This window comes from Wolbachia endosymbiont (group B) of Pilophorus perplexus, from assembly GCF_964028155.1.
Lineage (GTDB): Bacteria > Pseudomonadota > Alphaproteobacteria > Rickettsiales > Anaplasmataceae > Wolbachia.
In genome coordinates, this window is record NZ_OZ034754.1 from 366,251 (window position 1) to 378,486 (window position 12,236).

Sequence of the window (12,236 nt, forward strand, 5' to 3'; positions counted from 1 at the left end):
GTAGACTGAAAAAGATTATTAAATTATAATACGACAATGATAAAAGAAGACAAATCAAAAACAATTTTTGAAGTGGAAGGGGCAGTAACTGCTTTACTACCTGCAGCAGAATTTAGAGTGAAGCTGGACAATGAACATGAGATTATCTGTCATGTATCAGGGAAAGTGAGAAGAAGTAAAATACGCATAATTATAGGCGATAGGGTGTTGGTTGAGATGAGTGTTTATGATAGGAATGCAAAAAAGGGTAGGATAATTAGAAGGCTTAAAGGTACAAGTGACAGAACGATCTCTAAATAATCTTATTCTTGCTTCATCATCGAAAAGGCGTATAGCTTTACTAAAACAAATAAATATTGAGCCAGGTTTAATTTTGCCAGCAGACATAGATGAAGTTCCTTTAAAAAAGGAACTTCCAAGAGATTACTCAATCCGTATGGCAAAAAGTAAAGCTGAGAAAACACAAAGTTCAAATCCAGATTACTTTGTGCTTGGTGTTGATACAGTTGTTGCTTGTGGTAGAAGGATACTGCTCAAAGCTGAAAACGTTGAGCAAGCAGAAAAATGCGTTCGCTTGTTATCAGGAAGAAGGCATAGAGTATACACCAGTGTGTGTTTATTAACTCCTGATCAATCTAAACAGCATATTAGGACTGTAGTTACAATAGTGAAATTTAAGCGTCTCAGCGAACAAGAAATTAAATATTATTTAGCATCAGAAGAGTGGAAAAACAGGGCAGGGGGGTGCAACATACAAGGTCTTGCAGGAATGTTTGTATTATTTTTACGTGGCTCATACTCTTCTGTAATAGGGTTACCATTACATGAAACCCATTGCTTGCTAAGTAATTACTTTAACCTATACTAATACCACTGTCCTTTTTTTGTTTTTCTTCAGCAATAAGTTTAGCCCAGATTCTATTTCTATTTGCTAATGCAATTCTATTGCGATCAGGACTATCATTGCATTCTGTTAAAGTATCTTTTCTTTCCTCTTCTACTATTCCAGCTTTCAGTTGTGCTGCATCTTTTTCTAGCAATTTATATAGTTCGCTATTTTTGTCTATAGTCAGATTAGTATTATCATTTTCTTGTTCTGCTACTTTTCTTTCTAATAACTTACGTACAGGGTCATATTTTTTACCTTCTTTTACTTCTTTCAACATACTTTCTGAGAATAAATCTTTAGTAGCCTGGTCTCTCAATCCTTTATTCAATTTTTCCAATGTATCTTTTGGTTCAATGGTTTCTAATTTCCTCTCTAATTGTTCAGGATTTACCTGAAAATTATCGTGGCTAGTGTAAGTTGGAGATGAGTAACCTGAGTCGTTTATTTCTTCCTCCGCTGCATTGTCTTTTAGCAATCCAGCTGCTAATAAATGTTCTTTTGTTTGTTCACTCATTTTCTTTTGATTTACTGGTTTTAGCGGGAATTTCTGAGTTTCTTTATCCAACCTACTGGTAAATTCCGTAAGTAGGGTATAATCTCTTTGTTCAACATTCATTAGGCTCGCTTTTAACTGTCCAGAATTTACTCGAGATTGTTCATGATTAGAGTGAGTTGGAGATGAATAGCCCGAATCGTTTGTTTTTATATCTGTTGAGCTGTATTCTAGCGATTCATTTTCTTGTTCGGTTTCTTTTTGTTCATCGTTTCCTCTTTCTTCGTTTTCCTTAGTGCTAAGATAATCTTTTTCTTGTTTATAATCTGATTGAGGTTTTGAAAGCGTTATATACTCATCTTCGTTATCGCTCCAACCATCTTCGAAGTCAGAAAATTCTTCACCATACTTACTTTCACTACGTAATAACTCATTTTTTGCTTTCCATGCAAGAATCGAAGCTACATCATTTAGTGATTGCTTATTTCCAGTATTGCTTGATTCTTTAGCGTTTTCATACTTAAATGCACCTTTAACTTTTTTGAATGCAACGTCTTGTGCTGCTGCAGTGCTTTCATTAGTTGTAGGATCAAAAATTGCACCTTTTTGCCGATTATTAGATATTTGCTCACTTTCATCTGATCTTCGGCTTCCAGATGCAGTATATCCAAACGTAGTAAATGTAGACTGCCTATCGTTTTGATTTTGGCTTACAGATTTGGTGAAAGCAGTACTGTTTGAATGATCAGAATATGGAGAATTGTAGTTATTTCCACTATTAATCCGTATTGGCTGATACTCACCTTTTTGCTGATTATTAGGTAATAAACTAGTTCTAGTTGGCAGTGACGGTGGAATCTTTTTAGCAGATGCGTTATTAGAATGTGTAGTGCTAGTCGTTGCATGCTTAAACTTAACTTCTTGATCTTGAGTAGCTTGAACGCCAACACCTTTACTAATATCATTTTCTATGAAAGTTTCAGATGATTGTTGATTCTCTTGTTCTTGTCCTTTCTCCTTGAATTGTATTTGATATAGGAATAAGCCACCTATTTTTACATCTGTGTTTGCTTTTAATTGTTCCTCAGTAACACCATTACGTTCAGTGAGATCTACACCATCTTTATCAATCTTGATTTTGATAGTACATTTTTTGCCATTTTTGTCATGCCAATTCAAAGTCATTTCATATGAACCATCGGTTACAACATAATGCCTTATTCTTTTCTCTCCTTCTTCGGCAACAAAACCGTGCATTCCGCTCTTTCCATCACTATGCAGCGTTGAAAATCCCGAAATTCCTTTCTTCTGACAAAAGTCACTATTTAAAAACTCGCTGATTTTAAACTCTTTTTTGTCATCTCCCAGTGTAATACTTGCGTGATCGCCATATATTGAAACTCCTGCGATATCATCAACATACTCTTTTAACCTTGCTTTAACTTCACTTTCAAGCTTTTGTTCGGCTTTCTTTATCTTGTTCTGCTCTGGAAGAATAACTTCATAAGCTTTATTTTTGTCTTCATCTGTCTCCAAATTCCAGATGGGGTGCTTTATTAGAAACTTTACTGCATTAAAACCAACTCTGGAATTATAAATTGGGTCGTCTTCCTTTTTTATTTCATCGAATAAAGTAAAAAATCCTCGAATGAATTCATGATATTGTTGTGTGCTTTGAGTATTCATATTTTCCCTCACTAATAACCCTCTGCCTTTTAGCCTTAGCTAGTACAATTATTACGGGAATTGATTTAGTTTTTATTAAAGAAGTTGTATTGCTAACGTGATGACATGAGCTATTTTATGTTCACATCAAGCAATTTAAGTTGTCATCCCAGTCTGGAATCTAGATTTTTCTAGACTTGATCCTATAGTCAAATTCATAACTACAAACGTTGTAATATAAGAGTAATTTTCACCAAAAAGTATGTCATTTGAGTAGCTGACACTGGGATGGCTTTGTTGCACAGCTCTTCGGATAGTGGGTAATGTATAATAAATTCATGAAGCTATATCAAACTTAGCCATGCCTATTTCAGTAAATTTGTTAAGCAAATAACACTTGAGTAACAGTTCCTTCTCACGATTAATCTCAGATTTATTCCTAAAACTAAATCCAAATATTTGCTTCAGTCGCGAGAAAAAACTTTCTATATAAGATCTCTTCCAATAATTTATCTCTTTTTTCCACCTCTTCATACCATCTTCATCATATGACTTTATGAGCTTGATTGTAGAATTTCTCTCATTCATATAATCCAACTTTGGATGCTCTACTGCATTATTTTGCGGAGGAATCCTTGTCTTTATGTCAAGCTCATCGCACAGTTTGTATAACTTCTTTCGATTATATGCCCTATCTGCATATATCGTGCTTATGTTATACTTGGTATCCACTCTTTCAATAAGATCACAGGCTCCATAGTGGTCGGAATAAACTCCACTACTGTATTTTGCAGCTATAACTTTTTTACTACCTATCTCTAGCATTACATGTAGCTTTCTTGTTTGCTCATAGCGGCGATACTTTCTATCTGTACCATTTGCCTTACTATGGCCTGGAATATTATTGTAGATGCTGATACCTGTACTATCTATAGCAATTTCAATATCTTCCATATCGTTCTTATCAACTCTGCAGTCGTTGATTTTGATATTAAGCTTTTTAAACCTTCTTGAAGCCTGCGAATAGCTGATAATTTGCAAAATTTTCCCTATTTGCTCAAGATATTTCTCTATAAATCCCACTGTTTGCCTAAGACCAATCCTGAATAGATAGGTTATTATGTGAATTAGAATCACTACTTTGTCGCTGTAGACATTGTTGCCACCTGCTACTTTTGGACTATTTTCGTACCAATTTTCAATGGCATCGTTGATATAATGAAAAACATTTCCCCTTTCTTGAAGAAATTTGTTATATTCATTGCAGTTACTGACTTTCATTCTTATTGGCATATTTTTCCTTTGTCGGCTAAATATCTATTTTATAACAAATTCCATCAGTAACTGCCTGTTCTTTCCTTGAGTGGTGCAACAAAGCCCACTGGGATGGCTTTGTTGCATCGCTATCTACGGCGGATTAAAGATAAAAAAGATGAAGAATATCAGTAGCTTATTATTCTAGCATTTATAGTAAGGACGGTCAGTGAATATCTAAATTTGAGTAAAAGAAATTTTACTACCATTCACTAATCTAGCTAAAATTCAAGAATTTCAATGCTTTAGCTATTTTAAGTAGAATTAAATTTACTAATACAAACAATAAATTACTATTCTTAAATTTGATCAGATTGACTGCAAAAAAATAAGATTTTCAATAAGTTGCTTGTATAGTTAGCCTTTCATAGGTAGCGATGCAACAAAGCCCACTGGGATCCAGTGGCACTCAGTTAGTGAGCATAAAAGTATTATGTTAAAACATAAAATTTTTGATGAAGTTCATGAAAGGCTGGATTCCAGACTGGGATGACAACTTAAAATATTGCTTTAGCTCTGTTTTTGCAACTTCAGGTATTTGCTACTCATAGTAAATACTTCTGGATCTTGAGAAGTGAGCTTGAGTATAGCAAGTATGTTTATGAGTAGCAAAGCAGCAATTGAAATATCAGCGATATCCCAGAGTAACTTAACTCCACCGATTGCACCAAATGGAATGATTAAGGTAAAAACTACAGTCCAGATTTTAGTGTATTTATTATCCATAGATACATAGCGTATTGTTTGTTTTGAACAAAAAAACCAAGTAAAGATAGTAGTAAAGGCAAAACAAAACATTATAGCCATAATTAAATAGTCAGTATAGGGCCAATTCATAGCTTTTCTAAAAGCAAAAATGCACATGTTAGTGCTCTCTAAATCAGTAATCCAAGAATCTGTGACAAGCAGTACCATTGCTGTAATGAACACTATGAGTGCAACTATAAAAGGAGATATTATTGTGATTAGACTCTGTTCAATGATAAATTTATTGTTATTTTTTTTAGGAGTAATCGAGGAGTGTACAATTCCTTCGAGGCCAAGTCCTATATCTGTTGCAAAAATACCTCGCAGAGTTCCTACTTGAATAATAGTCAACATTTCTAAAATTAAACCTAAAGATAAGCCAGAGTTAAAGCTACTAGTTGTAAAAAAATTGCTTGTTATTAGTTTTAGAGAAGGAAGAATATTTTCACTAAACTTAAATAATATGATACCGCAAAGTGTGAGGTAACTTACCGTCATTATCGGTATCATAGCCGATATAAAAATTTTAATTTTTTTTAAGCTGAGAGCTGCAACAACAAAAAATATTATGGCCATTACAATGCCGCCAATGACTACAGGTATATCTACCATGCTGAGTGGTATTGATAGAGAATTTACCTGAACAAGGTTACCAACTGTTATTGAAACCATCATCATAATAACTAGAAACACAACTGTAGCTTTTCTAGAATTAAATGCATCAGTCATGTAGGCTACAGGTCCACCTATAAACCGTCCATTTTTTTCTTTTCTGGTTTTTATACTTAGGTAACAAGTAACATATTTTATCACAGAAGTAACAACAATAATTATTGCCATCCATAAAATGGATCCTGGTCCTCCGGTTTTTAGAGCAACAGCAGTGCCTGAAACGTTTCCTACTCCTAAATTTCCTCCTAAGATTGTAAACAGGGCGGCTATAGAAGAAAATTTATTTTCTCCTCTTTTAGCTCCAATAAGTGAAACGGCATACGGTAGTCTAAACACCTGTAACCATTTTAGTTTAACCGATAGGTAAACACCAGCAACTAGTATGAGTAGTATTGTTGGCAGTAAGAAAACAAACTTTACTGTATCCATCTGTAAAAGAGAGATTTTTACTTGAGTATATAGCAAAAGTTGAAAATACCCAACCTATTTTCTATGTATGACTTCGGTTTCATTATTCTAGCACCTCTTAATCTTGTCATACCAATCACAACTGATTGTAATATGGTACAATGTTCATACAATGTCATTCCAGTGCTTAACACTGGAATATTGTGTTTTTACATAAGGTTAGCTGCTTTTATACTTATCAACTTAGTGTCTAATCTGGATGCCAGAGGGCTTTGTTGCATAGCAGGAGAAAAACTAGCGATTACTGACAAAATTCATTATAAAATAGCCATTTAACCGCTTAAGGATAAATATATCATAAAAAATGAGAGTCAGTAACCAAGGTAAATATAACAAATTTTTCCAAGAAATAGGAATATTTTCATTTAGGCAAGGTGTTGATAAGAAGTTTAAGCTACAAGAGCATTAAATATAGTGATGAAGCACGAGAATATCTAAATCACACATATTGAGAAGCAACCTTCAACAAGTGTAGATGAAGCACAAGCACAATCTTTAGCAGGTGAAAAGAAACAACTATAGTTTTCGTTATTGTTTAGTGTTGACCTAGAAGGTCAACACTGATATATACCTCTATATAGCTAATATGTGGAGGTAATATGGTGGTAGATAATCCAAAAGCAGTTAATAATCAGGATTATTTTGATAAAAGTAATCGTTTTTATTTGCGCTTAAAAGATAATTTTTTTAAAAATCTGAGCCCAGATAGTAAAGTATCTATGGATTCTGAAGATAAGAACGAAGAAGTTAGTATTGATGATGATGAAAAGTGGTTTAAACACTTTTCTACTGTACTTTCCAATGAAGAAGGACAGGAAAAGTATAGATATGAGGTTAATGGCAGGTATGAATATAAACATGCCAATAAGTACGATAGCAAAAATGTCGTAGGTGCAATTGCTCAGAAAATTGCAAAAGATGTAAAGGAAAGTATAAAAGATAATACTTTAGAATATATAGGAATTAAAGAAAGTAGAAAGAAAGGTAAGATTAAGCCTGCACTCAGAATTATGCTTGGCGATCCTACAAAATCAATAAATGTGGTTGATGTTTTAAATAGTGATATATGCAGAAAATATGGTGTAGATGGTACATTATTGCTGCCTAGTAAAAGCAAATGTGAAACAAGGGGAATACGCTGCAGAGTTGATGAGAATGGAACAAGAATTTATGAAGTAGCTAACGGCTCATATTATATGACTTTAAATTGGTATGCTGAAGGAGAAGAGTGTGAAATGAAAATTATCATTAGTGATAATGGTGCTGTAGAGTTTATTGAAAGCAATGGTGTCACTTGGGAGCAATTAGCTGCAAATAAAGAAGTAAAAGTAGGAAGACAATATGAAGCGAAGCCTTTATATGAAGCATTGTCATATTTAAAGCGAGAAGGCTCTGAAGTAATAAAAGGATTTTATCCTTCAACAAGTGTGGAAAGCATACAAATCACTACAGGAGTTAATAAGCAAGCAGCTCTTTCAAAGTTATAATTTTCGTTATTGATTGAAATGAAGCCTTTTGGGGACCAAAAGGCTTCATGATCGAAATTTTTGGAAAGATCTTTATTGGAAAATTCAGGGACAGGAATAACATTTTTAAGCTATCGTATAACTATCACTTGCTCGCTGGGAGCTCTATTTTTCATACCACTCATTTATGAGTTTATTGATATCGGAATCCATAAAATCCTTTAGTGGTTGACTGGTTTTTATCTCGGCATTTTTAGGGATACACCTATCTTTACATATTGCGTACTTTATATGAAAGTTAATATCAGCGTATTCCTGATTTGGAATGATATTAGTTTTAAAGGGAAATAACACCATATCTTCATATATGTTACTAACAAATGTAACTTCCCCAACTTTATCTTCATGTTCCTTGGGAGTAGACCAATGAATATCTATATTGTATGTTTATAGCTGAAAGGAAAGAGAGTAGGTATCAAACCTTATAAAAAAGTTAAAATACCTAAGCTTATTTTTGTATCATGAAAATTGTAGCAATAAACCTTTTCTTGAGCGTACATTCAAGAAAATTATAGCACATAATCACTACTGTAGTTATAGCTAGGGAGCTCTTCGTTATCAGTAGTTATCTCATCACTCTTTTGAATTACGCTCTCACTTTTACTAGGAGAACCTAAACATCTCATATTACCAGTGTCAGGAATTATCAACTTTACTTCTTTGTCGGAAGTCCATAAAACTTTATCTTTTAATTCAATTAATTCAGTGGGTTTCTTAGTGAGGTTCTTATAAATTGCACAGTTGTTTTTAGGATCATCTTTAAGCTTACCGTCAAAAGTTAAGAAGTGCTCTAAGTGAAGATAGGGTATTTTAGTATTGTTGCCATCTTTATCTATTATCATATTACTCTTATCAACAATTATTAAAGGTGATACCAATTTTGCAACTATAGTTTTACCTGCACATTCTTTTAGCTCTTCTACGCTACGATCTAATACTAGATTAGGACACGTTGTATTCCAGAAGAAATTTTTGTTATGAAGTGCATTTTTATTAAAATCTTTACTGTGATAACATGCACTTTTATTGTTATTATCAGCAGAGAGCTCATTGTAAGGATAACCCTTACCGCTAGTATTCGTTTTACCTTTTCCACTACACCATATACCGCTAGGTAAAAAGTTTGTATAATCTATTGCATTTCCACACTTTGCATCTTCCTTACATTCAAATGTTATAGCAAAATTTGCTGCATAGTATTCCTTAACAGGGTTTGGGTTAGTATAATGCATGATGTTTTCATTGTGTATTAATTCAGGAAAAAATTCCTCCAATAGGTCCTTTATAAACCAACCAGGTTGACAAATGTGCTTAGTAAGAGTAGAATAATTTGCACGTTTTACGCAGTTGTGCATATCATCTGAAGCGTGTGCTGTAGTAATAATCACACCTTCTATTCCTTCTTCTTTTTTTTGATTAGCAGTTTCATTTATTATGTGTTTACATTGATGAGTCATGATTGTATATCAAAAAATTAATATTACTATATTAACATAATATAGTAAATAATTAATGACTTTAATTGCACATAAGGCTTTTAAAGCTCTTTCTCAACTATAGTTGTTAAGCTCTTGCTTTTTAACCTTACTTCTTGTACCACTCATTTATGAGTTTATTGATATCAGAATCTATAAAATCCTTTAGTGGTTGACTGGTTTTTATCTCGGCATTTTTAGGGATACACCTATCTTTACATATTGCGTACTTTATATGAAAGTTAATATCAACGTATTCCTGATTTGGAATGATATTAGTTTTAAAGGGAAATAACACCATATCTTCATATATGTTACTAACAAATGTAACTTCCCTAACTTTATCTTCATGTTCCTTGGGAGTAGACCAATGAATATCTATATTTGATATGTTACCCTGACAGTCAAAGGAAGTAGGAAGGCCGAAATCTCCAGGGTCTTTGTAATATATATGCCAACCTGGTTTTATTGTAACCTTTATTGCGCCTTCAATGGTAAGGTTTGCTTTATTTATCTTACCAATGAGCAGATCAAATTTTGCAACTTCTTCTTCAGCGCACAATTGAGTGCAAGAAAAAAGTAAAAGTAGGATTGAGTATATACGTATTTTCATAAATACTCTATTTATGAAGAAAATAATTTAAGTTCTATCTATTATAATAAAAATATTATATAAATCATTTATTAATATAATATTATACTAATAGTAATATACTAGCAATTATAACTTTCATATATTATTTTTTTATTTTTAAGCAGTTATAATATTAAAGAGACGTAACAAATATAAATAGTAGTGGCTTTGCATAGAAAATCACAAATTTATTTCCTTTATAAATGTAAGACTTTTTAGAACTAGAAAGATACCTTGGAGCAAGTTGCTCCAAGGCTCTTGTTTACTTAGAATCCACCCATTCCGCCCATTGCTCCTGCACCCATAGGTGATGAAGCATTTTCTTCTTTGTTTGGTAGATCAACTATCATAGATTCAGTAGTAATAAGTGCGCTTGCTACAGACACTGCCGTTTCAAAAGCAATACGAACTACTTTTGCCGGATCAATTACACCAGCTGTTGATGCATTAGCGTAGTTCATAGCCTCAACGTTGTATATAAGCTCTTTATCATTCTGCTTAATCAAATAGTCAATTATAACAGCAGATTCAAGACCAGCATTTTTAACCAATCTTTTGATTGGAGCACTGAGAACTTTTTTGACAATGTTGATACCTATTTGCTCTTCATCGCTTGAAGCTTTTAGCTTATCAAGAGCAGATGCAGCGTAAAGAAGTGCAACTCCTCCACCTGGAACTATCCCTTCTTCAATTGCAGCTCTTGTTGCATGAAGTGCATCTTCTACTCTATCTCTACGTTCTTTTACCTCTACTTCAGTTGCTCCACCAACTTTGAGTACAGCAACGCCGCCTGATAATTTTGCTAAACGCTCTCTTAGCTTTTCTTTGTCATAATCAGAGGTTGAAGTTTCAATCTGAGATTTAATCTGGTTAATTCTAGCATTTACTCTGTTTTGTTTGTCACAGTCGCTGTCTTCACTAACAATTGTGGTATTGTCTTTAGTGATTTTAACATTTTTAGCAGTACCAAGATCTTCAAGAGTCAAATCTTCCATCTTGATTCCAAGCTCATCTTTTATGACATACTTAGCACCTGTTAAAGCTGCTATATCTTCGAGCATCTCCTTTCTCCTATCACCAAAACCTGGAGCTTTTACTGCAGCAACTTTTAGACCACGTAATTTGTTGATCACTAAAGTGCTTAATGCTTCACCTTCAACATCTTCTGCAATGATAAACAAAGGTTTACCAGACTTAAAAATAGCCTCAAGAATAGGAAGTAAAGGTTGAATAATATTAAGTTTTTTTTCTGTAATCAGCAAATATGGATCATCAAGCTCCACGCTCATCTTTTCATTATTTGTAACAAAGTATGGAGAGAGATAACCACGGTCAAACTGCATACCAGTTGTAAGTTCAACTTCTAATTCTTTTGAACCCTTACTCTCTTCAACAGTGATGACGCCTTCTTTTCCAACCTTTTTAACAGCATCAGCAATGCTATTACCAATATCTTTATCACCATTTGCAGAAATTATTGCAACTTGTGCAACTTCATCCATTTTCTCTAAAGAAATTGTGCGAGACATTGATGTAATTTCCTTTAATATCACATCTTTTGCCTTCTGTATTCCATTTTTGATACAAATACGATCATTTCCAGCTGCAATTGACTTTGAAGCTTCCATTATCATATTGCTAGTCAGTATTGAGCATGTTGTGGTACCATCACCAACTTTGTCATTACACTGAGAAGCACTTTGAGCAATGGTGCTTACTATCGCAGAGTGTAATGGTTTTTCAGGATTTATACCTTTCATTACCTTATAGCCATCCTTTGTGACCTCTGGTCCACCATATGGCTTGCTAATTCCTATTGTATTTCCCCTAGGCCCTGCAGTTGCTCCCACCGTTGAGTCAACCATTGCTGCAACTTCACGAAAGGCTTCTTGCAACTGTTCGCCTGATACTACTATGTTAGCCATTTTTATCACTCCTTAAATTAATAAAAAATTTAGAATATTAAAATACATAATGCACTATATAGCGCATTAGTTTAGTAAAATAGGGATACCTACTTGATAACAGCAAGTAGGTCTGACTCCTTCATCACGACATACTTTTCATTGTCATGCTCTACTTCTGTGCCAGCCCACTGCCTGTAGAAAACCTTATCACCAGTTTTTACAGTTAAAGCTATACGCTCTCCGCTTGAGTTGCGTGAACCACTACCAATTGCTATAACTTCACCTTTAGTAGGCTTCTTTTCAGCACTTGATGGTAGTACAATTCCACCTTGTTTTTCTTCAGTAATAGGCTTTATTAGCACGTTATCATCTAATACATTCAAATTTACACTTGACATTTATGTTTCCTCATTAATAGATTAACCTACAATTCTATGTAGTCATCT

The 12,236-nt window shown here is 33.7% G+C and carries 11 protein-coding genes; 3 read left to right on the forward strand and 8 right to left on the reverse strand.

The features are described from left to right. Positions 1-36 precede the first annotated feature (36 nt). Both infA and ABWU28_RS02040 read left to right on the forward strand, forming a co-directional pair. Positions 37-300 carry a translation initiation factor IF-1 gene (gene infA / locus ABWU28_RS02035; protein ID WP_052264695.1) on the forward strand — a complete coding sequence of 88 codons (264 nt, stop codon included), beginning with the start codon at positions 37-39 and terminating at the stop codon, positions 298-300. Next, entirely contained in the window at positions 278-868 is a 591-nt protein-coding gene (locus ABWU28_RS02040; protein ID WP_052264696.1) for a Maf family nucleotide pyrophosphatase, read from the forward strand. The genes infA and ABWU28_RS02040 overlap by 23 nt, the downstream gene beginning before the upstream one ends. Here the strand turns inward: ABWU28_RS02040 and ABWU28_RS02045 are convergent. From ABWU28_RS02045 to ABWU28_RS02055, 3 genes are all read right to left on the reverse strand, one after another. Then, positions 855-3,068 (reverse strand): hypothetical protein, encoded by a 2,214-nt coding sequence (locus ABWU28_RS02045; protein ID WP_353275705.1) that lies wholly within the window; start codon positions 3,066-3,068, stop codon positions 855-857. The genes ABWU28_RS02040 and ABWU28_RS02045 overlap by 14 nt on opposite strands. A 315-nt stretch (positions 3,069-3,383) precedes the next feature. Beyond that, entirely contained in the window at positions 3,384-4,340 is a 957-nt protein-coding gene (locus ABWU28_RS02050; RefSeq protein WP_213863789.1) for an IS5 family transposase, read from the reverse strand. Between the two features lie 531 nt (positions 4,341-4,871). Continuing rightward, positions 4,872-6,209, reverse strand: coding sequence for an alanine/glycine:cation symporter family protein (locus ABWU28_RS02055; RefSeq protein ID WP_052264771.1), 1,338 nt, complete (start codon positions 6,207-6,209; stop codon positions 4,872-4,874). Between the two features lie 638 nt (positions 6,210-6,847). Here ABWU28_RS02055 and ABWU28_RS02060 point away from each other — a divergent pair. Continuing rightward, complete coding sequence (locus tag ABWU28_RS02060) at positions 6,848-7,735, forward strand: hypothetical protein (RefSeq protein ID WP_353275495.1); 888 nt, start codon at positions 6,848-6,850, stop codon at positions 7,733-7,735. A 144-nt stretch (positions 7,736-7,879) separates the two neighbouring features. Here ABWU28_RS02060 and ABWU28_RS02065 read toward each other — a convergent pair whose 3' ends face one another. The 5 genes from ABWU28_RS02065 to ABWU28_RS02085 form a co-directional block, all read right to left on the reverse strand. Continuing rightward, a complete protein-coding gene (locus ABWU28_RS02065) occupies positions 7,880-8,152 on the reverse strand; it encodes a protein-disulfide reductase DsbD domain-containing protein (protein ID WP_307847042.1) in 273 nt (90 codons plus the stop codon). A 131-nt stretch (positions 8,153-8,283) separates the two neighbouring features. Beyond that, complete coding sequence (locus ABWU28_RS02070; protein WP_214303391.1) at positions 8,284-9,231, reverse strand: hypothetical protein; 948 nt, start codon at positions 9,229-9,231, stop codon at positions 8,284-8,286. Between the two features lie 127 nt (positions 9,232-9,358). After that, positions 9,359-9,862 (reverse strand): protein-disulfide reductase DsbD domain-containing protein, encoded by a 504-nt coding sequence (locus tag ABWU28_RS02075; RefSeq protein WP_353275497.1) that lies wholly within the window; start codon positions 9,860-9,862, stop codon positions 9,359-9,361. 287 nt (positions 9,863-10,149) lie between these two features. Next, positions 10,150-11,808 carry a chaperonin GroEL gene (gene groL / locus ABWU28_RS02080; protein WP_353275499.1) on the reverse strand — a complete coding sequence of 553 codons (1,659 nt, stop codon included), beginning with the start codon at positions 11,806-11,808 and terminating at the stop codon, positions 10,150-10,152. Between the two features lie 89 nt (positions 11,809-11,897). Then, positions 11,898-12,188 (reverse strand): co-chaperone GroES, encoded by a 291-nt coding sequence (locus tag ABWU28_RS02085; protein ID WP_007302813.1) that lies wholly within the window; start codon positions 12,186-12,188, stop codon positions 11,898-11,900. Between the last annotated feature and the right edge of the window lie 48 nt (positions 12,189-12,236).

What these genes read in the sequence shown, in the direction of transcription:
- infA (WP_052264695.1), top strand. Translation starts at nt 37, where the DNA reads ATGATAAAAGAAGACAAATCAAAAACAATTTTTGAAGTGGAAGGGGCA.
- ABWU28_RS02045 (WP_353275705.1), bottom strand. Translation starts at nt 3,068, where the DNA reads ATGAATACTCAAAGCACACAACAATATCATGAATTCATTCGAGGATTT.
- ABWU28_RS02050 (WP_213863789.1), bottom strand. Translation starts at nt 4,340, where the DNA reads ATGCCAATAAGAATGAAAGTCAGTAACTGCAATGAATATAACAAATTT.
- ABWU28_RS02055 (WP_052264771.1), bottom strand. Translation starts at nt 6,209, where the DNA reads ATGGATACAGTAAAGTTTGTTTTCTTACTGCCAACAATACTACTCATA.
- ABWU28_RS02060 (WP_353275495.1), top strand. Translation starts at nt 6,848, where the DNA reads ATGGTGGTAGATAATCCAAAAGCAGTTAATAATCAGGATTATTTTGAT.
- ABWU28_RS02070 (WP_214303391.1), bottom strand. Translation starts at nt 9,231, where the DNA reads ATGACTCATCAATGTAAACACATAATAAATGAAACTGCTAATCAAAAA.
- ABWU28_RS02075 (WP_353275497.1), bottom strand. Translation starts at nt 9,862, where the DNA reads ATGAAAATACGTATATACTCAATCCTACTTTTACTTTTTTCTTGCACT.
- groL (WP_353275499.1), bottom strand. Translation starts at nt 11,808, where the DNA reads ATGGCTAACATAGTAGTATCAGGCGAACAGTTGCAAGAAGCCTTTCGT.
- ABWU28_RS02085 (WP_007302813.1), bottom strand. Translation starts at nt 12,188, where the DNA reads ATGTCAAGTGTAAATTTGAATGTATTAGATGATAACGTGCTAATAAAG.